The following is a 26,160-nucleotide window of genomic DNA, read 5'->3' as shown; positions in this document are numbered from 1 at the left end:
TAAGGGTCCCGCCGCAGTCGCTTATGACATATAGATAGAAGTTGTTATATAATGGGTTTACTATTACGGATTGGAGCGTGATTGGAATGCGGCAATGCAACATAACACGAGAGGAGATTATTATGAACGGAGAAATGAGGATTTTAATTTATGAAAACAATGAATATAGGGATTGTTGCGCATGTAGACGCAGGCAAGACGAGCCTGACTGAACGTTTATTGTATGTGACGAATGTTATAGATGAAGTTGGCCGGGTCGATAAAGGGAATACGCAAACCGATTCTATGGAGCTGGAAAGAAGAAGAGGGATCACGATCAAGGCGTCCGTCGTTTCGTTTTTCGTGAACGGTCTAAAGATCAATCTTATAGATACGCCTGGACATGCGGACTTCATTGCGGAAGTGGAGCGGTCTTTCAGCGTCCTGGACGGAGCGGTTCTGGTCATATCGGCTGTAGAAGGGATTCAGGCCCAGACCAAAATATTAATGTCGGTGTTAAGGAAGCTGCAAATTCCAACGATACTGTTCGTAAACAAGATAGACCGGAGCGGAGCGCAATCTGACGGGATCACGAAGTGCATTCGAGAAAAACTGGCAGCAAACGTAATACCTTTATACAAGGCTGAAAACATCGGCACGAAGCAGGCGTTCATTGTTGAACACCGCTTTAACAATGAGACGGATCCAGATTTTATGGAGCAATGCATCGAGTTGGCTGCATGGAATGATGAAGCTTTGCTTGAGTCTTGCGTGAACGGGGAGCAAGTAACGGAAGAACAAGTAAAACGAGTCTTGATGCGGCACATTAGGGAAGCGAAGCTTTATCCGATCTTTTTTGGATCTGCCATGACTGGCATTGGCGTTTCCGAGCTGTTGGCAGGGGTCGAAGAGCTGTTTCCAGTGAATGAAGCCGGAGATGGCGAGCCTTTATCAGGGGTCGTCTTTAAACTGGAAAAGGAACATTCGGGTGAATGGATCGCTTACGTCAGAGTATTTTCAGGAAGCATGAGCGTAAGAGAATATGTGAATGTAAGCCGGAAAAACAAGGACGGCGCGTTCGAAATGCACGCAGACAAAATTAAAAAGCTGCACCTATTCAATCAAGGGAAGTCCATTCCGTCACAAATAGTGGAAGCCGGAGATTTTTGCAAAGTATGGGGATTGAAGCACATTAAAATCGGGGACGTTGTAGGTGAGCGGTCAGACAAAATCAAAGACATCCATTTCGCTGCCCCGCAGATGGAAACACGCATCGAATCTAAGCAAAAGGAACAGGAGCAGCGGCTATATCAAGCTCTCACCGACCTGTCAGAAGAGGATCCGCTAATCGAAGTATGGAAGGATGGCTTCCATCATGAGATCTATGTCCGCCTGTTCGGAGAAGTGCAAAAAGAAGTGATTGAGACGACTCTTAAGGAAAAATATAGGTTGGACGCCACGTTTTCAGAGACCAGAATCGTCTGTATCGAAAAGCCAAAAGGAACGGGACAGGCAGCAGAAGTGATGGGAGCGGCAGACAATCCATTTTATGCTACGGTAGGCTTTATCGTGGAGCCAGGCGTTGCTGGAAGCGGCGTGACCTATAAATTAGGCGTTGAGCTTGGTTCGCTGCCCTTGGCGTTTCACAAGGCTATCGAAGATAGCGTATATGCTGCCTTGGCACAAGGCTTGTACGGGTGGGAGGTTACTGATATTGCCGTTACGTTGACGCATACGGGGTATTGCAGTCCGGTAACGGTAGCCGGCGACTTCAGAAAGTTAACGCCGCTTGTGTTAATGGGGGCGCTGTCCCAAGCAGGCACTGACGTCTATGAACCGATTAACGAGTTCGAACTGAGCGTTCCCGATCATGCGTTGAGCCGTGCGATGCATAACTTGTCGGGGCTGAAGGCCATATTCAAGGAACCGGTTCAGCGTAAAGATTCGTGGCTGTTGACAGGGACGATCCCAGTGGCAGCGACGGAGGATTTCAAACGGAGTCTACACTCGTTCACGGAAGGCGAAGGCACGTTTATGGCGAACCCGTGCGGATTTGAAAAAATAGAGGGCGAATATCCAACGAGAAAGCGGGCGGACTACAATCCGTTGAACCGAAAAGATTATATGCTCCACATCCTGCGTGCTTATTGATTATGAACCGGGCCCTGAGACAGGCAACTGTCCCAGGGCCCTTTGTGATGCGAAAACGGGCCGAGATTACACCAAGAATAAATCAAATAAATGCAAAGCGAATGAAAATCCGTGTAAAAATATCAAGTTTGACAGGGAACCGGAGGAAGGGTTGCCCAATCTAATGAGGGAATAGGCAATTGCCACAAGGAGGAATAATCAAATGAAAACGTACAAAACAATGATTGCAACCACCGTTATTGCCGGACTGCTGCTGTCCGCTTTCCCGCTGCTTCCCGGACATGCGCCTGCTCATGCGGCCAGTCAGGCAGAGATCGAGAAAGAGCTAGAGCAGATGACCGAGCGGTTCAAGCAAGCCTTCGAGAAGCTGGATTCGAAAATTATCGAAAAGGCGACTCAGGCGCTGCAGAAGTTCGACCCGGGACAAGAAGTGAAATTAGTCAGCATAACGGGAGAAAGCGGTGTCGGTACCGACAAGGGCGAGTGGACGCTGACTTCCGGGCATGGGCATCATGTAAATGTTGACAAGCAAACCGGAGAAATTAAAGGTATGTCCGCAAACAGAACCTATAAGTTCGAGGAGTTGGATAAAGCTTTACAGGCAGATATCCAAGAAAAGTGGGGGCTGCTTGAACTAAAGGGTGAATTCACGCCCCCTAACTTTAGTTCTTACTCGAAAGATGATCGGGGACTTGAAACGTTTAGCTTTTCCGGCGGAGAAACAGAGGACGACGATTACTATGGCAACATCGATCCAAAGACAAGAAAGGTCAGTTCTATGGGGAAACTGACAACGTCCGATCAAGTCGACCAAAAAATCGTCAAAGCGGCGGAAGAAGCGATGAAGAAGCTGCCGGGCGCCTCCAAGCTGCGCAAGCAGGTTCATGTCAGCCACTACGATTTCAATCATTTCAACAAGACGATCGATTTTCAGGATCAGGCTGGATCCCGTGTCGGGATCGACAGTTCGTCGGGGAAGCCGAGCTCTGTCACCTATGATAAGCTGCTGAACAAATTTTATGCGCCGAAAGATATTCAGAAAGCGTTCGCCAAACCGTATTACACGAAGGAGAAGGCGATCAGCGCCGCCAAACCGATGGCGAAAAAGCATTTCGATCTGGATCTGACCGGCTATGAAGTGAAAGTCAAGGATTGGGAATATACGTTTACGAAAAAGGGTCAGCCGACGGTCACTGCTTTTATTAATGAAAAGGGACAATTTTGGGAAATGAGAGTCATGCAATAGTAGCTGGCTGGGCACTCTGTCCGCGGGGAACCTCGGACACGGGTGTCTTTTTTTTTACGAATGAAACAAGACCTCAAGTCTATATACATGAACACTACCCATATATATTTGGAAGGTGATTGCTTTGCGCTGGCCGCACATCGAGCCGCATCTTATTACCCGGTCCTTAATGCCGGAAAATCAGGAAAGCCCGATCCATTTTTTTTCGCTCGCAGCCGTTACGCCGGAGCGCTTCTTTTATATAAGAAATCATTTCCCTTATCCCGTGTTGTCGGAGGAATCCTTGGCGGTTACGATTGACGGAGAAGTCCGGAACCCGATGACGTTCCATTATCGGGATTTGTTAAGCATGCCGTCTAAAGAGATAGCCGTTGCGTTGGAGTGCAGCGGCAACAAACGGGCGCGCTTCAAACCCAAGGTGTACGGAATCCAGTGGGAGGAGGGAGCGATAAGCCAGGGGATGTGGAAAGGAGTCCCATTAAAAGACTTGCTGAATGAAGCTGGCTTGAAGCCGACGGCCAGGGAGGTTGTGTTCGCGGGACGCGATAGCGGGACCAGAACGGACATGGCAGGCACATATCCGTATGCCCGCAGCCTTTCGATCGATAAGGCATTGCATCCGGATACGTTAGTCGCCTATGAGCTTAACGGACAGCCGATTCCTTACAAGCACGGGTATCCGCTAAGACTGATTGTTCCGCAATGGTACGCGATGGCCTCGGTCAAATGGCTGCGGAGCATTACCGTCCTCGATGCGCGCTTCACCGGGCCTTTTCAGGTTGTCGATTATGTGTATGAGCCCGAGCCGGCGGACAGCGGTGATGAGAAGGTTCCCGTTACGTTGGTCCATGTCAACTCCATCATTCAATTCCCTACGGACTGGAGTCTGCTTGACACTGGAACCATCCAAATCTGCGGAATCGCATGGACGGGTACGGGATTCATTACCGGCGTCGAGCTTAGCCTGAATGGCGGGGAAAGCTGGGTCAGAGCGGACCTGCATCGAATGCCCAACCAGCCCTATGCCTGGATCCTGTGGACTTATAGATGGGACGCCTCTCGACAAGGCGAGTTCACGATTCTATGCAGAGCGAGAGATTCGTATGGAAACATCCAGCCCGCGGCAGCAAGCTGGAATAAAAAAGGATATGGCTATAATGCCATATCCCGCATTCATGTGAAGGTGGAATAAGGGGAGCGACTAGTCCAAATTCACCCACACGGCCTTCACTTCGGTATAGTTGTCAAGCGCGTAAGAGCCCATTTCCCGGCCAAGGCCCGATTGCTTATACCCGCCGAATGGTGCGGCCGCATCGAACACGTTGTAGCAGTTCACCCAGACGGTGCCCGCCTTCAGCTTGTTTGCAAGATAATGGGCCTGCTTCAGATTTTGCGTCCACACGCCCGCAGCCAGACCGTAATCTGAATGGTTGGCTTGTTCAATCAGATCATCGAGCGTATCATAAGGCATTGCCGCTACTACAGGCCCGAAGATTTCTTCGCGGGCGATCGTCATCTTCGGATCGACGTGCGCGAATATCGTCGGTTCGACGAAGTAGCCTTGCTCGCGCGGGACTCTGCCGCCGGTCACCAATTCCGCGCCTGCCGCTTTCCCTGCTTCGATATAACGCTTCACAACGTCATGCTGCTCGGACGATACGAGCGGCCCCATCTCCGTATCCATATCAAGGCCGGTGCCCACTCGGATGCGCTGCGCCTCCGACACCAAATCTGCAACCACGTTGTCGTACAATTTCTTCTGCACGTAGAGCCGAGAGCCTGCCGAGCACACCTGCCCTTGGTTGAACGTAATGCCGCGCAAGGCGCCAGGCACCGCTCGGGACAGATCGGCGTCTGGGAGGATGATGTTCGGCGATTTTCCGCCCAGTTCAAGCGTCACTTTTTTGACGGTGTCCGCAGCTTGCCGCATGATGGATTTGCCGACGATAGTAGAGCCGGTGAAGGCGATCTTATCGACTTGCGGATGCCGCACGAGCGGAGCGCCCGCCGTCTCCCCGAAGCCCGGGATGACGTTGATGACGCCTTGCGGGAATCCTGCTTCCTGTGTCAGTTGAGCCAGGTACAAGGCGGACAACGGCGTCTGCTCCGCCGGCTTCAGGACGACGGTGCAGCCGGTGGCAAGGGCGGCGCCCAGCTTCCAAGCCGCCATGAGAAGCGGGAAGTTCCACGGTATGATCTGACCGACGACCCCGACGGCCTCATGCCTCGTGTAGGTGAGGAAGTTGCCTGCAGTAGGAATGGTTTGTCCGACAATTTTAGTGGCCCAACCGGCATAATAACGGAAATGCTCGATGGTCAGGGGGAGATCGGCCGCTAACGTTTCCCGCAGCGGTTTGCCGTTATCCAGCGTTTCCAGCTCGGCCAGCTCTTGCTTGTTCGCTTCGATTAAGTCGGCCAGCTTATAGATGAGGCGGCTGCGATCCGCCGTGCTCATCTTCGACCATTCTCCTTGGTCAAATGCATGGCGGGCGGCTTGAACCGCTCTGTCCACATCTTCCTCCCGCGCTTCGGACACAACCGCGAGCACTTCCCCCGTGGCTGGATTGATGGATGAGAATACGTTGTTCTGGACGGACTCGACCCATTCTCCATTGATGTACAGCTTCTTGGTGCCTTGCAAAAACGCTTCTACCTTCGGACTGATTTGAACCCGTGACAAAGCGCAATCACTCCTTTGTTAGATTGTCATTTTACATCGGCTAAGGCTAAATAATAGGCCTTCAAGAGATATGTATTCTTACATGAAACGAATCATTCCCGTTAAGGGACAAGTTATTGTGCAGGATCCGACCGGGATGATGTACGTAAGGTAAAAGAAACAGAACAGACAACCTTGAACATGAAAGGACGGGGGCAGACAAGTCCGTCAATGACTCGGACCTGCCTGCCCCAAGACAAGAGGATGTATCCGCTAATCCGCTATGAGAGATGCGGAATCATATATAATCGCACTTAAACGGCGAAGATGTGTTGGCCGATTTTGCCCGTCTGCTGACGGGTCCAGATCCACGCGGAAGTGGCTGTATCCGGGTTGAAATAGTAGAGCGCGCCGTTGGTCGGATCCCAGCCGCGCACGGCATCCCATGCCGCAGCATAGGCGGACTTATCGGGCTCCAACCAGTACTGGGCATCGTCAACCGCCGTAAATGCCCGCGGTTGAAAAATGACGCCGGCTACAGAGTCGGGGAACAGGGGAGACTGCATGCGATTCAATACAACCGCCGCAACCGCCACTTTACCGGTATATGGTTCGCCGCGCGCTTCGCCGTGCACGGTGCGGGCCAACATGGTCAGTTCATCGGCATTGACCGATACCCGCTTCAACACCCGCCACGTCTGCGGGCCGGCAATGCCATCCGCTGTCAACCCGTAATCGCGTTGAAAGTGGCGTACGGCCTGCGTTGTACCGTTACCGAACCTCCCATCTAACGATTGATTATAGTAACCTAGCATTTGTAAACGAAACTGCCCGGAACCAATTAGGGGAATTGGGTCTGAAATGTTAACCAAGTATGAAGGAATACCAAAGTTTATACCGAAAAGTTATAGAGATATATGTACACATGTACATGAGCTAGGGAAGGGGTGAACAGAAATAGCGTCAATGAGGATGCATGCGAAGCGATTTTACGAAAGAAATCATTTTGTTGAAATTACTTGTTTTACTGAACATACATATGTTCCAACACATAATCATCATTAAGCTGGGAGGACGAAGATGCTGCATACAGCGTTAATCGAGAATATGTTGACGGCCGCACTGGCAACTGGCGGAGATTTCGCGGAAGTGTTTATGGAAGATAAAACAGCCAACAGCTTGGGCATGATCGGGGGCCATGTGGAGAGCGCCCTCTCTGGCCGAGATTTTGGCGTAGGCATTCGCATCATTAATGGTTTATTCGCCGTATATGCCTATACGAACGATTGCGGCGAGGACAATCTGATTAAAGTCGCGAGATCCGCGGCCCAAGCGATTCGCGGACAGGCGAAGGATATAACGATTGATTTGCGTAGAACGACGATTCCGAATCGGCATGTCATTCTATTCAATCCTAACGACGTCGCCAAAGCCCGCAAAATAGAGTGGATGAGACGCGCCCATTCCGCAGCGAAAGATTATAGTCCGATCATCGCGCAAACGTCCATCACGTTAACAGATTCGGTTCAAAACGTCTGCATTGCCAACTCTGAAGGCTTGCTTGTCGAAGACTGCCGCACCTATACACGCATGGGGTTCAATGCCATTGCAGAAGCAGGCGCAACGAAGCAATCCGGCTATTTGGCGCCTGGCGCATACGCCGGCATGGAGTTCGTCGAGACCATGGACAATGACCATTATGCCAGGGAAGCAGCCCGTATCGCGTCGACGATGGTTAATGCCCAATACGCGCCAAGCGGCAAGCTGCCGGTCATTATCGACAACGGCTTCGGCGGTGTCATTTTCCATGAGGCGTGCGGGCATGGATTGGAAGCGACAGCCGTGGCGAAGAAGGCTTCGGTATTCGCAGACAAGCTGGGCGAGCAGGTAGCATCGCCGCTCGTGACGGCGATTGACGATGGGACGATACCGAATGCTTGGGGATCGCTACACATTGATGATGAGGGAGCTCCCACGCAGCGCAATGTGCTGATTGAGAATGGGATTTTAAAGAGCTACTTGATCGACAAATTGGGCGGACTCAAAATGGGAATGGCCTCTACCGGTTCCGGCCGGCGACAGTCCTATCAATTCGCGCCTACCTCGCGCATGAACAATACGTTTATTGCTGCGGGAGACTCCACGCCAGAGGAGATTATCGCCAACACCGAATACGGGCTGTATGCGAAGTATATGGGCGGCGGATCCGTCAATACAGCGACCGGTGAATTCAACTTCGCCGTTAATGAAGGATATATCGTGCGCAACGGGAAGATAGAAGAGCCGGTTAAAGGTGCGACGTTAATCGGGAAAGGGATTGATACGCTGCAAAAAATCGATATGGTCGGCAACAATTTGGATCACGGGCAAGGCATGTGCGGTTCATTGAGCGGCAGCATTCCGGTGAACTGCGGCCAACCGATGATACGGGTGTCTGAAATGACCGTAGGCGGCAGAAAGGGGGAGTAAGCCATGGACGTTGCACAATTTCAACAGCGTTTATTTGCAAAAGGAAGAGAGACAGGCTGTTCCAATATGGAAATTTATTATGAGCAAGTCCGTTCTACGACGGTACGGGTGTCAAAAGGAGAAATTGACGCGTATACGATTAAGGAGAGCGGCGGCTTGTCGTTTCGCGGTGAATTCGACGGAAAAATGGGGTATGCTTATTCCGAACAGATCGATGAGAGGGCGATTAACTATTTAATCCGCGAAGCGCGCAACAATGCGGAAGTGATGGAGAGCAAAGAAAATGATGAACTGTTCGCAGGCTCCCCAAGCTATCCCGAATTATCCACCTACTCGGAACGTCTGGCTCACGTTGCTCCACAAACGTTGATTGATGCCGCCTTTGAGATGGAGTCGGTCGCCGCGAAAGCGGATACGCGCATCGCTATGGTGCGCAGCTCGACTGTAACGATCTCCGAGAGCGAGGTCCTGATCGCCAATACGCAGGGGCTGGACTGCCGGGCCAAGTACAGCTCAGCAGTGGGCAGCCTCTCTGTCGTAGCCAGAGAGGCAGGCGACACAACAACGGGCGAGTGGTACGATTTTTCACTGCAAGACTTTGATGAAATCAATTTTGCGGATATCGCACGCAGAGCGGCAGGCGAAGCCGTATCCAAGCTGAACGCTGATACGATAGCTTCGGATAACTATCCGGTTATTTTCCGGCATGATGCCGCGAGTACCCTACTCAACGCCTACACCTCTATTTTTTCAGCGGAAGCGGTAGATAAGGATTTTTCTCGGCTAAAAGGAAAGCTGGGCGAACAGGTAGCCGGCAGCAATATTACGCTCGTGGACGATCCGCTGATGCCGCACGTTCCTGCTCAATGCGCCTTTGATGCGGAAGGACACGCGACGCGGCGCAATGAAATTATAAAAGAGGGCAAGCTGCTTACCTTTTTGCATAACGGGAAGACAGCGAAAAAGTCGGGAATCGATTCAACAGGGCATGCCTCTAAAGGCGGCTATCGCGGCAAAATCGGAATTTCACCGCATAACTTATATGTGGAGCCAGGCACAGCCTCTTTGGAGGAAATGATTGCAAATACCGATCGCGGAGTCATGATCGTGCAGCTTCAGGGGCTGCATGCGGGCACCAATGCGATCTCGGGTGAGTTTTCGCTGTCTTGCATCGGCTTCTTGATTGAAAACGGGAAAGTGCAGCGGCCCGTCAATCAGATTACCGTGTCCGGCAATTTATTTAATGTGCTAAATGAAGTCGAACAAATCGGCAAGGATTTGCGCTTTACAGGCAAGTGCAATTCACCATCGCTTAAAGTAAAGTCGCTAACGATTTCGGGAGCGTAACAAGCCCTGAAGAAAACAATAAATATCGAATTTGTTTAGATCCAGCGGTTCTTAGTAGCTTGCTGGGTCTTTTTTTTCGTTAAAATCACAACGAGCATAGATATCCAGATGAATAATTGTCTATTATGTGAAAATAATGTGTCAAAATTGTTAATGAAAATGGTATAATAAGGAACGACGGTTCACCTGTATCAATCTGTAAATGAATCAGAATGGGGCGGATATGAAAATGAAGGTTCAAATTAAATATCCTACGCGAACGAAAGAGGTCATGGCGGTATCCGTATTATTTAGTGCAGCGATGCTTCAGGTGGCCATGATGGCCGAGCGGACATTTCCAGTGCTGTTCTTCATGCAGGCGGCCGTTCTGGGGATACTGGTTGCTTCCCTCTTGATTGAGGCATACGTAAGGTTTGGCAAGCGCACTTTGGAAATACGAGAGGGGTCCGACACGATAACCGTTAACGGGACTCAACTGGATGCCAGTCAAATTGAAATGATTAAAGTAAAGGGCTTCAAAAATGCTGCTTTCGGCTTACAGCTCAAAGGAAAGAAAGCGATTCCAATCAAATGTTGTTTTAAGTTCGTTGACGCCAAGCATACTCAAGAACTGCTCAAATGGGCCGAACGCAATCAAATTCAGGTTATCAATACTCATTTCATGACTTGGGTGTGACAAGCAGCGAACGAGGTTATAAGTTCATTGCAAGTATGCTTAGAATCATGGTGAAGGCATCGGGTCGGGAAGACGCGATGCCTATTTTGTGTTTTTCTCAAAGCGAAGCCATAGCCGTCTTACCGGTGTGGACTTGAATGATGAGAGGCTCCTTCTGGAGCTTGGACTGGTTGGGCAAAGGAACGATGGTTAAATTGAGCTTTTGTTCACTCTCCCAATCATTCAGATTGCGTAGTGATAGATGGAGATAAGATATGAACCCCTTGAAACCTTACTGTTAGTTTGTTATAATTTTCAATATTCGAACATTTGTTCTTGTATTGAGGAGGGGTGGGAAATTTGACGGGGCGGATGTCATTTGAGAGCTTGGAGGAGTTATTGGCGTATTTTCATTCTGAGGATAGATGCGTAGAAGAGATATTTCGGAGAAAGTGGCCTGACGGCTTCGTCTGCCCTCGCTGCAGCCATGGGGAGGCGTATACGATTCGTTCGCGCAGGCTGCCGCTATATGAATGCCGCTCCTGCCGTCATCAATGCTCTCTAATTGCCGGCACCGTGATGGAAGGGAGCCATACGGCTCTCAGAAAGTGGTTGGCTGCCATTTGGCTTATTTCAAGAACCGAAGAGGGGATTAATGCGGTGAAGCTAAGCACTATCCTCCAAGTAACGTACAAGACAGCTTGGGCGATACTGCATAAGCTTAGAGCCGTCATGGGCACTGCCGATGCCGAGCGACCGCTAGATCATGACGTTCGTGCCGCTTTGACCTACTATGGGGCGAAGCATACTCCTTTATTTGAGCTGCACCCGAAGGAGCATCCGTATCTAATTGCCGCCTCCATGAACCCGGATAACACCCCCAACTATGTGAAGATGAAGCAAGTATTGCGCAAGCACTTGTCGTCCGGCAAGAGCCTTTTGAGTGCGGGGCAGAAGGCTTTTATCTCACAGCACGTATCTGCAAGCAAGATTGACATCATGAAGCACCATTTCCGTTTTCGCCGGCCGGATGTGCTTCGTTGTATCGCCGATCATGCTCAAGCTTGGATAAATAAGACGTTTCACGGCTTGGGCGGGACCTATTTGCAAGCTTATTTGGACGAATTCTGCTACCGCCGCAATCTCGACTCGCAACAAATATCCATTTGGGAGCGGTTAACGGAACAGTGCCTGTCCATGAATACATTTACAGCATTAGCATGGAGACGTTACGGAAGAACGAGGGGAAGGATGTCCCTTGCTGCTTGACTGCAGGTTCTTTTTCCTAACTTGTCGTGTACGTGGAGGTTGCCGTATTTCAACGAAGCAGTCCATCACTTAGGTAGCGTCTACATTATTGTATACGCTTAATTTTGTTAAAGAGCAATACGAGGATAGAACGCTTTAGCGATGTGTGAATGGAGTCGAGCCGAGCGATGTTGCACCGGATGTGGCGCTATTCGATCATACGAATTTGAGATCATCTGTATTCAGATGGTCGCTTTTGCGTGTGCGGAAACTATGGAAAGCGTGCTGCAATCCAGCAGATGGAAGATTCAGTAAGATCTGAGTAGTCTGAGTGGTATGACAATATGAGGGGGGGACGTGAAAGAGCCACCCATAGTAGTGGTTGAACTCTGCTAAAGGGTAGTGCGATGGGGTTCGCAATTTTCTGAATAATGGGGTGAGTGGGCATAAGGACTTTTTGACGCCCCCTTCTTAATCGAAGCTGTTCAAGGGGGCGTTCAACATCGAATAAAGCTGATCGCCAAGTCCCGGAACGCTTTGCGCTCCGGGTTTATTCCTGTTCCAGCCGGCTCAGCATGAGCTGGTAGCTGCCATTGCCATGTTGCAGGCTTCGTTTGACGCGTGAAATGATGGCTGTGCTCGCGCCGGTTTCCGCCTCAATTTCCATATAGGTGCTGCCGTTCAACAGCATCTTGGCGACTTCGAGCCGCTGGGATAACGTCTGCAGCTCCTTCGGAGTCGTCAAGTCCTCAAGAAAATCGTAACACTCATCCATGCTTTGCAACTTCATAATCACCCCGAGCAATTGCTCGATCGTCGGGTCGCCTGATCGATTGGCATGCATAACGTCATATCAACTCCAAAATTAGAAATGGATGCCACGAATGAGCATACATCTTTCTTTTGACAACGGCGGCCAATCTCCTTCTATTTGTTCAAAAAATATTCACATTTATGGAATTGTCATGCTGTAATGCAACAATGTATTTAAGCAGACCTGCGATAGTGTTCTCATGCGTGTATGTACCAATCCGTTTATGCGCATCTGCGATTGAGCTAGTTCGCGTTCGAGCACGCTTTTGCTAGATTTTGGTATTCGTCATATACTTTCAGTGGCAAGAAGCCAATGATGCCAAGTAGGAGGATGTACCATGAAAAAACAAGCGATAACTGAGCAAACGGTGCAAGAAGTATTTCCGATTCAAGACATTGATTACATCGAATTTTATGTGGGAAATGCAAAACAAGCGATGCACTTCTTCGTCAAGGGATACGGGTTTCGCCCTGTTGCCTATTCCGGCTTGGAAACAGGAAATCGGGAACAAGTGTCGTATGTGCTGGAGCAGAACAAAATCCGGTTCGTCCTATCTGGCGCTCTCTCCGACAGCCACCCGATTGCTGAATTCACCAAATTGCACGGCGATGGCGTGAAGGATGTCGCATTGCGGGTCAATAATGTTGAAAAGGCTTACAAGGATGCGGTATCACGTGGCGGAATCGGCATTATGGAGCCGGCCGAATATTCGGACGAACACGGCACGGTAAAAAAGGCCGTCATCGGCACTTATGGCGATACGATTCATACCTTAATAGAAAGGGACAATTATGGCGGTTTGTTCCTGCCTGGCTATCAGACCGTAGAGGATGTCCTTCCTTTCCAGCCATCGGGACTCATCGGCATCGATCATGTCGTTGGCAATGTCGAGCAAATGGATGAATGGGTCGCTTACTACGAAAACGTCATGGGCTTCAAACAAATGATTCATTTCGATGATGAAGACATTAGTACGGAATACTCTGCTCTGATGTCCAAAGTGATGCACAATGGCGGAAGAATCAAATTTCCGATCAACGAGCCGGCGACGGCCAAACGCAAATCGCAAATCCAAGAGTACTTGGAGTACTTTAACGGGCCGGGCGTCCAGCATCTTGCTCTGCTTACCAATGATATCGTGACGACGGTGAAGGAATTGCGCGAGAACGGAGTGGAGTTCCTCAGCACGCCGGATTCCTATTACGACATGTTGACAGAGCGGGTAGGACGCATTGATGAAGACATCGAAAAATTGAAAGAGTTGAAAATTTTAGTAGACCGTGATGATGAAGGATATTTGCTGCAAATCTTCACCAAGCCGCTTGTCGATAGACCAACGCTGTTTTTCGAGATTATTCAACGCAAGGGAGCCGTCGGTTTTGGCGAAGGCAACTTCAAAGCGCTGTTCGAGTCGATCGAACGGGAGCAGGAACGCCGCGGCAACTTGTAGCATGGCGGCTGCAGGAAGGAGTAGATCCGCATGCAAATCGCACCTCACGAACTGCACTGGAAAGATGCATATAAATTGTTAATCGGCTCCATCCTGCCGCGTCCGATTGCTTTCGTGTCCACGATAGACGGGGAAGGCACGGCCAATCTGGCTCCGTTCAGCTTTTTTACGGGCATTTGCGCGGAGCCGCTGATGGTGTGCTTCGCGCCGATGCGCCGGGGAACGGACGGAAGCAAAAAAGATACGCTTGCCAATATCGAAGCGACCGGCGAATTTGTCGTGAACATTGTCGGGGAACGGATCGTCGAGCCGATGAACGAGACTGCCGCCGAATATCGTCCCGACGTGGATGAATTCGAAGCGGCGGGACTGACGAAGGTCCCCAGTGAAATCGTTCGTCCTTATCGGGTGAAGGAAAGCGACGTCCACATGGAATGCGTTCTCCACGATATCATTACCTTCGGCGAACAGCCGGGCGCAGGCAGTCTGGTCATTGGCAAAGTGGAGCTCATGCATATTAGCGACGACCTGTACGCCGACGGGAAAATCAACACCGAGAAGCTGCTTCCCGTCGGCCGCATGGCAGGCCACGTGTACACCCGCGCCGCGTCCGACACGTTCGTGCTGGAAAGAAAAAAGTAGCTCGTTGAGCGGAGGATGGAAAAATCCTATGAAGTTTGTAACGTTTGACAACGGCTCAGGGGAAGCGCGTTCCGGGTGGATAAAGGACCAATTCATTATTGATATGCATATCATAAGCGGAGGCAGGCTGCCTTGCGATTTGTTGGAGTTTGTGCGCCAGCATGAACGATATATGGAGGAAGTAATTCGGATGGATGAGAGTCTTGGCCACGACCCAGCGGAATGGTCCGCCTATGAATCCGTGTATGCGGCGACAGACGTTGCATTGCGCGCGCCGCTTCCGAAGCCGCCGAGCGTCCGCGATTTCTATGCGTTCGAAGCGCATGTGAGAGCGGCAAGGCAAAGACGGGGGCTGGATGTCGTGCCGGAATGGTATAAGTTCCCGGTTTTTTATTTCTCCAACCATCAGGCGATCGTCGGTCCGGGTGAGCAGGTGAGAAGGCCTCTGGCAACGGCCTCGTTGGATTATGAATTGGAGGTTGCCTGTGTAATTGGAAAAGAAGGCAGGAACATCGCGACCAGCGAAGCGGAATCCCACATTTTCGGCTATTGCATCATGAATGACTGGAGCGCGCGTGATATTCAAAGGGAAGAAGTGAAGGTGGGGCTTGGCCCGGCCAAAGGCAAGGATTTCGCTACGTCGCTTGGACCGTATCTTGTCACTGCAGACGAATTGGAGGAGTATCGTGCGGGTGAACGGCACGATCTGACGATGACGGCACGCGTCAATGGCGTGGAGCTGTCGCGCGGCAACTTCCGCGATATCCATTATCCCTTCGGGGAGATGATAGCAAGGGCGTCGGCAGACGCAACGTTATACCCCGGCGATATTATTGGGTCGGGCACGGTCGGAACGGGGTGCATTCTGGAGCTGGGAACGGAAGCGCATCGCTGGCTGGAGCCCGGAGACGTCGTCGATCTGGAAGTGACGGGACTGGGCGTGCTCCGCAACACCATCGGTGAATCGTTGGGGCGCGGCTTGGCAGACCGGAGCTGAATTGAAGAGAGGAGGACTCATTCATGGCCTTTTATCGCCAGTTGGGAGATATCCCGAAGAAAAGGCATACGATGTTCCGCAAGGCGGATGGCACCTTGTATCGCGAGCAAGTGATGGGCACGAAAGGATTTTCGGGCATCCAATCGATATTGTATCACCATCATCCGCCTACGGCTGTCAGCAAAGCGGAGGTGCACGCGAAGTTCGACATCGAATTCGAGGAACAAGGGGCGCTGCGTCATCGTCATCTGCTGACTGGCGGATGCGCGGATATGGGCGATGCCGTTGACGGAAGGCGCTATATGCTTGGCAACGAAGACGTGCTTATCGCCGTCGCGAATGCCGCCCAATCCATGGATTATTATTACCGCAATGGAGACGGGGACGAGCTCTTGTTCGTGCACGAAGGAACAGGCCGCGTCGAAACGATGTTCGGCACGCTGCATTACCGCCCGGGTGATTATATTGTCATTCCGATCGGAACCATTTACCGGGTCATTCCGGACGAAGGCGTATCCAAGCTATTGGCAGTGGAAACGAACAGTTGGATCACGACGCCGAAACGCTACCGCAATCCGCACGGACAGCTGCTTGAGCACAGCCCTTTCTGCGAACGCGATTTTCGCGGTCCCGAGAAGCTCGATACCTATTTGGAGTGCGGGGAGTTCGAGGTGAGAACGAAATCAAGAGGCTTTATACATTCACATACCTTCGATCACCATCCTTTTGATGTTGTGGGCTGGGACGGTTATTTATATCCGTGGATTTTTAACATCGGTGATTTCGAGCCGATTACGGGACGCATTCATATGCCGCCGCCGATTCACCAGACATTCGAAGGCAACAACTTTGTCATCTGCTCCTTCGTCCCTCGACTATACGACTACCACCCGGAGGGGATTCCCGCCCCTTATTTTCACAGCAATGTAGACAGCGACGAAGTGTTGTATTATGTCAAAGGCAACTTTATGAGCCGCAAGGGAGTGACGGAGGGGTCGATCACTTTGCATCCATCGGGAATTCCCCATGGCCCGCATCCTGGCAAGATCGAAGACAGCATCGGAAAAAAAGAAACGATGGAGCTTGCGGTAATGATCGACACGTTCCGCCCGCTTCGCGTCGTGAAGCAGGCGCTGCAGTATGAGGACAGCCGATACATGTACAGCTGGTGCGCAGCCCCGCCGGAAACTACGCCTACCGTGTAAAGTGTGATGAAAGGGGCGGAATGCGATGAACAAAGGGAAGGTTGTGCAATCTGCCGCAGAGGCCATTGAGGACATTCGGGACGGAGCTACCTTGATTGTCGGTGGGTTCGGCTTGTGCGGAATCCCGGAAAAAGCGATATTGGCGCTGCGGGACAAGGGTGTTAAGGATTTAACCATCGTCAGCAATAACTGCGGGGTCGATGATTGGGGGCTCGGCCTGCTGCTTGCCAATAACCAGATTAAGAAGATGATCTCCTCTTATGTCGGGGAGAACAAAATCTTCGAACGTCAATTTCTGAGCGGGGAGCTCGAGGTCGAACTCGTTCCGCAAGGCACGCTGGCCGAACGAATACGGGCCGGCGGAGCGGGCATCCCCGCTTTTTACACGGCGACGGGAGTCGGCACTTCGGTTGCGGAAGGCAAAGAGCATAAACAATTCAATGGCCGCACATACATTATGGAGGAAGCAATTGTCGGCGACTTTGCGTTTGTGAAAGCGTGGAAGGCAGATGCGCTCGGCAATCTCATCTACCGGAATACCGCACGTAACTTTAACCCGCTGGCCGCGGCCGCAGGCAAAGTTACGATTGCCGAAGTGGAGGAGATGGTCGAGACGGGACAATTGGATCCGAATCATATTCATACTCCGGCTATTTACGTGCAACGGCTGCTGCTTGGAACCGGATATGAGAAGCGGATCGAACGGCACACGGTTCTTCGCTCCGCCTCACAGGAAACGGGGGGAGTGCGATGAGTGACGCTCGTCTGGCCATCGTCAAGCGTGCCGTGCTGGAAATAGCGGACGGCATGAACGTGAATCTGGGAATCGGCATGCCAACGCTCGTCGCAGGTGAAATTCCGCCGGACTTCAGCGTCATGCTGCAGTCCGAGAACGGCTTGCTCGGAATCGGTCCTTATCCGTTGGAAGGAAGCGAAGATCCGGACCTGATCAATGCGGGCAAAGAAACGGTAACCGCGGTAAAAGGCGCTTCCTATTTCGACAGTGCCGAGTCATTTGCCATGATCCGGGGAGGTCACATCGATGTGGCCATCTTGGGTGGAATGGAGGTGTCGGAGCAAGGTGATCTGGCGAACTGGATGATCCCCGGGAAAATGATTAAAGGCATGGGCGGCGCCATGGATCTGGTGAGCGGCGCCAAGCGAATCGTCGTCATTATGGAACATGTGAACAAGCACGGGGAGTCCAAAATCAAGCGCCGGTGCAGCTTGCCGTTAACAGGCAGCCGGGTCGTCAACCGGTTAATCACCGATTTGGCCGTGTTTGATTTCACGGAAGAAGGCATGGTATTAATGGAAACCCAACAGGGAGCCAGCGTGGAAGTGGTTCGGCAAAAGACCGAGGCTTCTTTTACGGTCAGCCCTGATCTGCGGCCCTCAAATTCGTTGTAATGGCACTAATGTATAGGAGGATGTTCTCATGCATGTTTCGGTTAAGATTCCCACCCGGAAAGAGATTGAACATCTGGGCGTTTACGTTCCCGGCAAGCCGATTGAAGAAGTGAAAAGGGAGTTCGGCCTTACCGATATCGCCAAGCTGGCATCGAATGAAAATCCATACGGCTGCTCGGAGCTGGCGACACGGGCCGTCATTCGCGAAATGGATAATTCCGCCCTGTATCCGGAAGGAACGGCTCCCGAACTGGCGGCGAAATTATCCGTTCACCTCGGGATCGAGCGGGAGCGCATCATGGTTGGAAATGGTTCTGACGAGCTTATCCGTTTGCTGACGCGGAGCTACATTTCCGCAGGCGATGAAGCGATCATGGGCGTTGCCACGTTTTCTCGTTACGAGACCAACGTGCGGATCGAGGGAGGCGTGCCGGTAACGGTGCCGATGATCGACGGCGTTCACGATTTGGCCGGGATGCTGCAGGCTGTCGGCACGAACACCAAAATGATATTCGTCTGCAATCCGAACAATCCTACGGGCACGATTGTCGGGCGCAGCGAGCTGCTTTCTTTTATCGAAGAGGTGCCGCCTCACATATTGCTCGTCATCGATGAAGCTTACTTCGAATATGTATCGGACACCGATTACTTGCAAACCATTCCGCTGCTCGCCAGCCATCCGAACCTGGTCATTCTGCGCACGTTTTCCAAAATATACGGTCTCGCCGCGCTGCGTGTAGGTTACGGCATCATGCACCCGTCCGTTGTTCAGGAGCTTATGAAGGTGAAAGAGCCGTTTAACTCGAACCGGTTGGCCCAGGCAGCGGCGATCGCATCATTGGACGATGCTCCGTTCGCGCAAGACTGCGCGCGGCGCAATGCCGAGGCTAGACGCGGGCTGCAGCACGAGTTGGCACGCATGGGGTTGTCCTGTTTCCCTTCGCATACCAACTTTTTGATGGTGAAGCTGGGGAGAGCAGGGGATGACGTCTTTCAGGCTCTGCTCGCGCAAGGCGTCATCGTGCGTTCTGGCAGCTCGCTCGGTTATCCTGACACGATTCGCGTTTCCATCGGCACAGAGCAAGAGAACCATGCCTTTATTGCAGCGCTCCAACGGATCATCAACGATGGAGATGAGGCAAGGGGATAACAGGGACAATAAGTCTAATAGGGATTAGCCAAGCCCGTGAGAAACGGTTTAGCTAAAAAAAGTGGGGGTGATTGTCTGACTGACGTCGTCATTGCGAGCGCCGTGCGAACGCCGATTGGCGCATTCATGGGAGGATTGAGTCAAGTGCCCGCCGTTGATCTGGGGGCATTGGTCATAAAAGCAGCACTGGAGCGAGCGGAGATCCCCATTGAGTCGGTGCAAGAGGTCGTGATGGGCAATGTTCTGCAGGCCGGTCTCGGTCAAGGTCCCGCCCGTCTGGCAGCAGTCCGCTCGGGCCTGTCGTATGAGGTGCCGGCGGTTACGATCAATAAAATATGCGGATCGGGACTGAAAGCGGTCATCATGGCCGCGCAAGCCGTCAAGGCCGGTGACGCCGAGCTGATCGTTGCGGGCGGCATGGAAAATATGTCGCTGGCGCCTTACTTATTGCAGCAAGGCAGATCCGGCTACCGTCTGGGCGATGGGACGGTTGCGGATAGCATCTTAAAAGACGGGCTAACATGCTCCATTTGCGACATTCATATGGGGTTGACGGCTGAAAACGTTGCAGAGAAGCATCACATAACGAGAGAACAGCAAGACGCGTTTGCCTTAACGAGTCAGCAGCGTGCGCAGCAGGCTTGGAACGAGAGGCGATTTGCCGACGAGCTCGTCAGTGTTACGCTGCGGGACAGGAAGGGCCATGCAAGCATGATGGAAATGGATGAGCACCCTCGACCCGATGCAACGACGGACACGCTGGCACGGTTGAAGCCCGCGTTCAGGCGAGACGGCACCGTAACGGCCGGGAACGCTTCCGGCATCAATGACGGGGCGGCAGCGGTTGTGGTCTGCTCGGCGCGCAAGGCGCAGGAGCTCGGCCTCGCCGTGCATGCACGCATCCGGGCTTACGCTTCAACGGGCGTTGATCCCTCGTTGATGGGCATGGGACCGGTTTCCGCCGCGCAGGCGGCCTTGCAGAAGGCGGGAATGTCAATATCAGACATTGATTTGGCGGAAATAAACGAAGCCTTCGCCGCCCAATCGATTGCGGTAGTGCGCGAACTGGGTCTTGATCCGGCAATCGTGAACGTTAACGGCGGCGCCATTGCGCTGGGACACCCGATTGGAGCTAGCGGAGCGCGCATTCTGGTTACGTTGCTGCATGAAATGAAGCGAAGGCAGGCGGCAGCGGGTCTCGCTGCCCTATGCGTGGGCGGCGGTCACGGAGTTGCTGTCATCGTGGAACAAGTATAATGCAACATCTATTTGGGCCTTCGACATGAAGGTCTATTTATTTTCCTGCACCTATGGAAGGCATTGCGGTCTGGAACCCGCGGTGCCTTTTTTGTTTGTCATCCTTGTCATACTGGCGTAACAAAGCCAGCTTATGATAAGCGTGAGGTGAAAAACTAAAATGAACGATAACATCCGTGCTAAACGCACGAAATACACGCTCGTTAAACGCGGGAACCGCACGCTTATTGGATTGTTGGCAGGTGTGCTGCTTATTGCAGGAACACTAGTCTATAGCTATGACATGGAGGCTAAAACCTTAACGGTGACCAGACAAAATATAAAAAGCTCTGCCATTCCTTCTAGCTTCGACGGAAAGACAATCCTTCAATTCTCAGATGTTCACTTAGGAAAAGATTATACTCATGACCAACTCCAAACGTTAGTCAATCGCATCAATCGAGAACAGCCGGATATCGTGGTGTTTACGGGTGACTTAATAGACAACTTCAATCAATATGGCTCGCAAAGGAACGAAGCCCGGCATCTATTGGCCCAGATTGAAGCACCGCTCGGCAAGTATGAGGTGTTCGGTAATCATGACCGCTTGCCCCTCCGCTTGCTGAGCGCGCCGGAGCTGTCGGTCATCCAACTCCGGCACAGGAAGCCTTCTAATCTCGCCCTGCTTCGACCAGCTTCTGGGCTACCATCGTTGGATTGGTATGGAAAGGGGTCATATGGTCGCCCTTGGCCGTAATTAGACGGAATAGACCGAGACGGCTCGACATGTGGGGATGCCACCCATACTGTTCGCCCTGCGGCACCGCCGTGTCGTCTGTGAGGTAGAAGTAGCTTTTAGGGATGTCGAAACTGTAGAATTTCGTTAAATCGAGCTTCTCGAACAACGGGCCTGCCGGCTCGGGAGTGACCGTCTTGTACACCTTTTTGGCCAAATCGAGACTCGCCGTATTCATGAACGTTTCACGCCAGATCGGAAACGGCAGCATAATCGTGTTGTATTTTGTTTTTTTCGCGAGATCCGCCCATAAAGCTTTGCTTTGCGGCGGAATCTCGTCCGCGGCGCTATTTCCGTCCGCGACGACAAACGCATCCATAAATACGAGCCGTCGAATGCGGTTCGGAATCCGTTCCGCCACTTTGGAAATGACCGTGCCTCCAAAACTATGGCCTACGAGGACGATATTGTTCAAATTTCTTTCTGTTATAAAGGTAACGACGGCGTCTACGTAATCGGCATGGGTGGCTGCTTTGTCCGGATCTTTGCCATGTCCCGGCAGGTTGGGGGTATACACCTTGTGGCCTGTATTGCGCAGTCTTTCGGCCGTCATATTCCAATAGCTGGAGTCTCCCCATGCGCCATGGACCAGGACAAAGCTAAGCGGCCTTTCTATTCTCGCGGCTGGTTCCGGGATTTCCTCATGTGCCGGCGCGGGCGGGGGTGCCGCGGTTATGCTCCTCATGGGCGGGATCTGTGAATAAGGATGCAGAACGGTTACGGGGTAAGGGTAATAAGAATAAGGCTGGCAGTAAGGAGGTTGATACGGGTAATGATACATGTTTCATTCACCTTCTCATCATTTTTGTGCATCTGCCTATACCATATGCCGAGGAGGGGAATAATGCGCCAATTCAGCGTTATTGACAGCATTAATGGCTATGATTATAATGGTCATAGCAACTATGATCATATCTATTAAAGCGGTGAATCCATTCGACATTTCGGTTAAGCAATGAGAGATTCCTGCACCTTTTTTTAGTTGAATAGTTGCTATAGCTATTATCATCACAGCAAATATTTTAGGAGGTGTAACGACAACAAACTTTAAAAAGATTGGGATTTTCGGAGTTCAATACAGGGCATTGACAATCGGTATTATTTTGGCCCTTACAACCGTCGCATTTGAGGGGCTGGCCATTACGACGATCGCGCCTAAGCTGGCACAAAGCTTGCATGGCATCCATTTATATGGATGGATATTCAGTGCCTTTCTGTTATCCCAAATCATAGGCACCATGGTCATGGGACAACAGATTGACAAGCATGGCGCTTTCAAATCAATCATTGCATCTTTTATTATCTTCGTTATAGGCATCATTATTGCGGCTCTTTCAATTCATATGTATATGCTAATTGCGGGAAGAGCCTTTCAAGGCTTTGGTGCAGGCGCGCTCATCACTTGTATTTACTACAGCGTTACATTAAGCTATCCAGACTCACTCAGAACTAAAATTTTAGCTGCATTTTCAATCGCATTTGTTCTGCCTGCATTAATCGGCCCCTATGTGGCAGGACTAATCGCTGCATATTTGTCTTGGAGATTTGTCTTCTGGATTGTTCTTCCTTTGATTGCACTAGCGCTATGCTTAACGCTTCCTTCCTTTCGCAGCATACAAACTGAAAACAGATCAGCTAAAAAAAGCAACTATAAAGAAATATACGCCATACTGCTAGCCTTTGGAACGGGCTTGCTCTTGACCGGATTGGGATTTATATCCGATTGGAGAGGAATTGCGCTTGCCGCTGGTGGCGTTATCATCATGATTCAGCCCTTGCGCAAGCTGCTGCCAGAAGGCACTTTCTCAGTGAAAAGAGGGTTGCCGGCAACCATTGTTTCGAGAGGATTGTACGTTGCTTGCTACTTTGCTACTGAAAGTTACGTTGTATTGGCTCTAACCGAAGTGAAGGGTTTATCGGAAGAGCTTGCAGGTCTGATTGTGGCCGCAGGAGCATTAAGCTGGTCAGCCGCAGCGTGGCTGCAATCGCAGCTCGATGAACGGGATGATGGTCATGGCAGAAAAAAGAGGGTCATTTTCGGCATATTGATTATGATCGTTGGGGTTACGCTCGTGATCACAGCCGTCGGATATGCAGGCGGCGGGATTGCGATCGCATTGATTTCACAAATCATTACAGGATTTGGGGTAGGATTAGCCAATCCGACTACGGGAGCGATTGCATTGCAGCATGCCCGGGCCGGGCAGGAAGGAGAGATATCCGCAACGCTTCAATTCATTGATTCGTTCAGCATCGGATTGAGCATTGGATTAAGCGGCGCTCTCATCGCCCTAAGCGAGACGTTTCAATGGGGGATATTTACCGGGGTAATGATGGCTTTATCTCTCCAGTTATGTTTCCTGCTCTTCAGCTTTATGACTTCCTTCCGAATTACAACTCAGATTCACGAAATGCCCCGTCCGCAGCACAATGTGAAAGATTCAGATGCAACGGCCAATTTGCAGTAGCCTCGTAGTTTTATTTTTACGGGCCCTTCTATCATGCGAGAGCTCGGCAAAATGCCGAGCTTTTTGCTGATCCATCCATGTTATCTCATCTCGTCAAGCGACGCGGTGAGCATATTCATAAACTGATTGGCCGTTATGGATAAAGAAATATCCCGGCGTGTCGCGACCGCGATCGAACGCTCCGGGATCGGGTCTGTTAATTGAAGTTCATATAACTTTTCTTCCTTCAATTCTTGCTTAATAAAGGAGCGCGTCACGAATGCAGTTCCATAACCGCGCTGAGCCAATTCTATTAACATATCCATGCTGCTGAGCTCAATGTCCACTTCGGCAGTGACTCCAAGCGAGAAGAGCCATTCTTCGACGTAGCGTCTGGTGCTGCTTCCCTTAGAGAGCAAAAGCAGAGGTATTTGTATTAATTCCCGGGCAGTAATCGGATGTTCCAGCAGATGGCGATAGGAATGGCCTACAACGAAGCAATCTTGAATGGTTGCGAGATGCTTCACATCGAGCTCATGGTCTGATATTGGGAGATGGACAAATCCCAAATCAATTTGATCGTTTTTTAGCTGTTCTCGAATCTCAGCGCTTTTGCCTTGCGAGAGGCGAATCCGGACTCCTGGATATTGAGCATGAAACTTATCAAGGGGCGGTACTAAAAGGTGCTTGATGATGGGGCCGCTTGCGCCGATTCGAAGTTCTCCCGCAGAAAGGCGCTTGAGGGAATGAACTTTATCTTCTCCGGCTTGCAGCAACGAGAACGATTGTTCCACATATCCCAGCAATGCCGCACCTTCGGGTGTCAGCTTCACCCCCTTGGAGAGGCGATCGAACAATTTCACTCCCAAGGAGGCTTCCAATTGCTTAATGGCATAGCTAACCGAAGGTTGAGTAATATGAAGCTCTTGCGCTGCCTTCGTTAAATTCCCCGCTCTGGCCGTGTACAGGAATATGCGATACCATTCCATATGCATATGATATTAATCCTCTCTATGACAAGACTGGTATATTTGAATTTCATTTATTTCAATGCAGAAATTATAATGAAATCACATGATGGATGTCAACGTAACTATGGGGAGGCTCATTGCTATGTCTGGAAATTCTTTTGGCAATATATTTAAAATCACTACTTTTGGCGAATCGCATGGAGAAGCTGTCGGGGTCATCGTTGACGGTGTTACTCCTGGTGTGGAAATAGACGAGCATTACATTCAAGCACAAATGGATCGCAGAAAACCAGGGCAATCTTCCGTTACTACTCCAAGGAAGGAATATGATATTATCCAAATTCTATCCGGCGTCTTCGAGGGAAAGACAACGGGAGCCCCGCTTTTTATTATGCTTCACAATAAAGACATGAGACCCGAAGCCTATGATGATATCAAATATGCATTCCGTCCCGGCCACGCTGATTTTACTTACTTAAAGAAGTACGGCATTCGGGATCACCGGGGCAGCGGGCGAGCTTCCGGCCGAGAGACGGCCGGAAGGGTAGCCGCGGGAGCTGTGGCGCGCAAATTGCTCGAACATCGCGGGGTGTCTGTCGTGGCCTACACCAAGGAAATCGGCGGAATCAAATGCGATGCATTTATTGAACGTGAGATTGAACAAAACGCGGTCAGAGCATGCGATCCGGCGGCTGCCCGCAAAATGATCGAGAAAATTCATCATTTGGCCTCCATAGGCGATAGCTGCGGCGGGATTGTGGAGTGCAGAATTAGAGGGGTGAATCCCGGCATAGGCGAGCCAGCGTTCGATAAATTAGACGCGGAGCTTGCTAAAGCAATGCTATCCATCGGAGCAGTTAAAGGGATTGAGTTCGGCGCCGGTTTTTCAGCCGCGGAAATGCTGGGGAGCGAGCATAACGACCAGATGGACTCCTCCGGTTTTTTGAGCAATCATTCGGGCGGGATTATTGGAGGAATAAGCACGGGCAATGAAATTATTTTTAGAGTCGCCGTGAAACCCACTTCTTCGATCTCTCTTCCCCAAAAAACGATGAATGTGCATGGCGAAGAACAAGTGATCGTGACAGAGGGCAGACATGACCCCTGCATATGTCCAAGAATCGTACCCGTTGTGGAAGCAATGGCTTGTCTTGTCGTTGAAGATCAATATAAGCGTCAAGCTGCCTTGATTCATGCATGAAAGGATTTGCTCCAGAAACTGAACTTGTATGGTGCAGCACTGCTGGGTGGCATTTTTTGCCGTGACATTATAAGGCTGATACAGCTA

Annotated in this window: 23 protein-coding genes; 18 read left to right on the top strand and 5 right to left on the bottom strand. The window is 51.0% G+C overall.

Annotated elements, in window-relative coordinates:
- Window positions 1-150: 150 nt before the first annotated feature.
- From JSQ80_RS26690 to JSQ80_RS26680, 3 genes are all read left to right on the top strand, one after another.
- Window positions 151-2,130, top strand: a complete 1,980-nt coding sequence (locus JSQ80_RS26690; RefSeq protein WP_206097843.1) for an elongation factor G — start codon at window positions 151-153, stop codon at window positions 2,128-2,130.
- Between the two features lie 202 nt (window positions 2,131-2,332).
- The gene (locus JSQ80_RS26685) at window positions 2,333-3,376 is read left to right on the top strand and encodes a hypothetical protein (RefSeq protein WP_206097842.1); all 1,044 of its coding nucleotides are present in this window, start codon (window positions 2,333-2,335) and stop codon (window positions 3,374-3,376) included.
- Between the two features lie 124 nt (window positions 3,377-3,500).
- On the top strand, window positions 3,501-4,568 hold the full coding sequence (locus tag JSQ80_RS26680) for a sulfite oxidase (RefSeq protein ID WP_206097841.1): 1,068 nt from the start codon (window positions 3,501-3,503) through the stop codon (window positions 4,566-4,568).
- A gap of 9 nt (window positions 4,569-4,577) precedes the next feature.
- Here the strand turns inward: JSQ80_RS26680 and JSQ80_RS26675 are convergent, their stop codons facing one another.
- Window positions 4,578-6,056 (bottom strand): aldehyde dehydrogenase family protein, encoded by a 1,479-nt coding sequence (locus JSQ80_RS26675; protein ID WP_206097840.1) that lies wholly within the window; start codon window positions 6,054-6,056, stop codon window positions 4,578-4,580.
- 293 nt (window positions 6,057-6,349) lie between these two features.
- Window positions 6,350-6,919, bottom strand: a complete 570-nt coding sequence (gene sleB, locus JSQ80_RS26670; protein ID WP_418888913.1) for a spore cortex-lytic enzyme — start codon at window positions 6,917-6,919, stop codon at window positions 6,350-6,352.
- 196 nt (window positions 6,920-7,115) lie between these two features.
- On the opposite strand from sleB, the gene JSQ80_RS26665 reads away from it, so the two are divergent.
- The 4 genes from JSQ80_RS26665 (at window position 7,116) to JSQ80_RS26650 (ending at window position 11,775) form a co-directional block, all read left to right on the top strand.
- Window positions 7,116-8,504: a TldD/PmbA family protein gene (locus JSQ80_RS26665; protein WP_206097839.1), complete on the top strand. Its 1,389-nt coding sequence runs from the start codon at window positions 7,116-7,118 to the stop codon at window positions 8,502-8,504.
- Between the two features lie 3 nt (window positions 8,505-8,507).
- Window positions 8,508-9,851 carry a TldD/PmbA family protein gene (locus JSQ80_RS26660; protein ID WP_206097838.1) on the top strand — a complete coding sequence of 448 codons (1,344 nt, stop codon included), beginning with the start codon at window positions 8,508-8,510 and terminating at the stop codon, window positions 9,849-9,851.
- Window positions 9,852-10,080: 229 nt separating this feature from the next.
- The gene (locus JSQ80_RS26655; RefSeq protein ID WP_240464322.1) at window positions 10,081-10,527 is read left to right on the top strand and encodes a 6-phosphogluconate dehydrogenase; all 447 of its coding nucleotides are present in this window, start codon (window positions 10,081-10,083) and stop codon (window positions 10,525-10,527) included.
- Window positions 10,528-10,866: 339 nt separating this feature from the next.
- Window positions 10,867-11,775 (top strand): IS1595 family transposase, encoded by a 909-nt coding sequence (locus JSQ80_RS26650; protein ID WP_206098161.1) that lies wholly within the window; start codon window positions 10,867-10,869, stop codon window positions 11,773-11,775.
- Window positions 11,776-12,304: 529 nt separating this feature from the next.
- On the opposite strand, the gene JSQ80_RS26645 is transcribed toward JSQ80_RS26650, so the two are convergent.
- A complete protein-coding gene (locus JSQ80_RS26645) occupies window positions 12,305-12,598 on the bottom strand; it encodes a YerC/YecD family TrpR-related protein (RefSeq protein ID WP_206097836.1) in 294 nt (97 codons plus the stop codon).
- Window positions 12,599-12,905: 307 nt separating this feature from the next.
- On the opposite strand from JSQ80_RS26645, the gene hppD reads away from it, so the two are divergent.
- From hppD to JSQ80_RS26600, 9 genes are all read left to right on the top strand, one after another.
- On the top strand, window positions 12,906-14,018 hold the full coding sequence (gene hppD, locus JSQ80_RS26640) for a 4-hydroxyphenylpyruvate dioxygenase (protein ID WP_206097835.1): 1,113 nt from the start codon (window positions 12,906-12,908) through the stop codon (window positions 14,016-14,018).
- A 30-nt stretch (window positions 14,019-14,048) separates the two neighbouring features.
- A complete protein-coding gene (locus JSQ80_RS26635) occupies window positions 14,049-14,660 on the top strand; it encodes a flavin reductase family protein (RefSeq protein WP_206097834.1) in 612 nt (203 codons plus the stop codon).
- Window positions 14,661-14,688: 28 nt separating this feature from the next.
- Window positions 14,689-15,657 carry a fumarylacetoacetate hydrolase family protein gene (locus JSQ80_RS26630; protein WP_206097833.1) on the top strand — a complete coding sequence of 323 codons (969 nt, stop codon included), beginning with the start codon at window positions 14,689-14,691 and terminating at the stop codon, window positions 15,655-15,657.
- Between the two features lie 23 nt (window positions 15,658-15,680).
- Complete coding sequence (locus JSQ80_RS26625; RefSeq protein WP_206097832.1) at window positions 15,681-16,862, top strand: homogentisate 1,2-dioxygenase; 1,182 nt, start codon at window positions 15,681-15,683, stop codon at window positions 16,860-16,862.
- Between the two features lie 25 nt (window positions 16,863-16,887).
- On the top strand, window positions 16,888-17,616 hold the full coding sequence (locus JSQ80_RS26620) for a CoA transferase subunit A (protein WP_206097831.1): 729 nt from the start codon (window positions 16,888-16,890) through the stop codon (window positions 17,614-17,616).
- Complete coding sequence (locus JSQ80_RS26615; RefSeq protein ID WP_206097830.1) at window positions 17,613-18,272, top strand: 3-oxoacid CoA-transferase subunit B; 660 nt, start codon at window positions 17,613-17,615, stop codon at window positions 18,270-18,272. Before JSQ80_RS26620 ends, JSQ80_RS26615 begins: the two co-directional genes overlap by 4 nt.
- A gap of 28 nt (window positions 18,273-18,300) precedes the next feature.
- Window positions 18,301-19,422: a histidinol-phosphate transaminase gene (gene hisC, locus JSQ80_RS26610; RefSeq protein ID WP_206097829.1), complete on the top strand. Its 1,122-nt coding sequence runs from the start codon at window positions 18,301-18,303 to the stop codon at window positions 19,420-19,422.
- A gap of 36 nt (window positions 19,423-19,458) precedes the next feature.
- Window positions 19,459-20,679, top strand: coding sequence for an acetyl-CoA C-acetyltransferase (locus JSQ80_RS26605; RefSeq protein WP_336245858.1), 1,221 nt, complete (start codon window positions 19,459-19,461; stop codon window positions 20,677-20,679).
- A gap of 160 nt (window positions 20,680-20,839) precedes the next feature.
- Window positions 20,840-21,415, top strand: a complete 576-nt coding sequence (locus JSQ80_RS26600) for a metallophosphoesterase (protein ID WP_206097828.1) — start codon at window positions 20,840-20,842, stop codon at window positions 21,413-21,415.
- Here JSQ80_RS26600 and JSQ80_RS26595 read toward each other — a convergent pair.
- Window positions 21,330-22,139, bottom strand: a complete 810-nt coding sequence (locus JSQ80_RS26595) for an alpha/beta hydrolase (protein ID WP_206098159.1) — start codon at window positions 22,137-22,139, stop codon at window positions 21,330-21,332. The genes JSQ80_RS26600 and JSQ80_RS26595 overlap by 86 nt on opposite strands.
- Window positions 22,140-22,539: 400 nt before the next feature.
- Here JSQ80_RS26595 and JSQ80_RS26590 point away from each other — a divergent pair, with 400 nt between their 5' ends.
- Window positions 22,540-23,922 (top strand): MFS transporter, encoded by a 1,383-nt coding sequence (locus JSQ80_RS26590; protein ID WP_240464320.1) that lies wholly within the window; start codon window positions 22,540-22,542, stop codon window positions 23,920-23,922.
- A gap of 80 nt (window positions 23,923-24,002) precedes the next feature.
- On the opposite strand, the gene JSQ80_RS26585 is transcribed toward JSQ80_RS26590, so the two are convergent.
- Window positions 24,003-24,896, bottom strand: a complete 894-nt coding sequence (locus JSQ80_RS26585) for a LysR family transcriptional regulator (RefSeq protein WP_206097827.1) — start codon at window positions 24,894-24,896, stop codon at window positions 24,003-24,005.
- Between the two features lie 118 nt (window positions 24,897-25,014).
- Between JSQ80_RS26585 and aroC the strand changes: the two genes are divergently transcribed.
- Window positions 25,015-26,073, top strand: a complete 1,059-nt coding sequence (aroC, locus tag JSQ80_RS26580) for a chorismate synthase (protein WP_206097826.1) — start codon at window positions 25,015-25,017, stop codon at window positions 26,071-26,073.
- The last annotated feature ends 87 nt before the right edge of the window (window positions 26,074-26,160 follow it).

The sequence above is a fragment of the Paenibacillus apiarius genome (assembly GCF_017052585.1).
In the GTDB taxonomy this organism is placed as follows: Bacteria; Bacillota; Bacilli; order Paenibacillales; family Paenibacillaceae; genus Paenibacillus_B; species Paenibacillus_B apiarius.
This window is presented reverse-complemented; position numbering and strand designations above follow the sequence as displayed.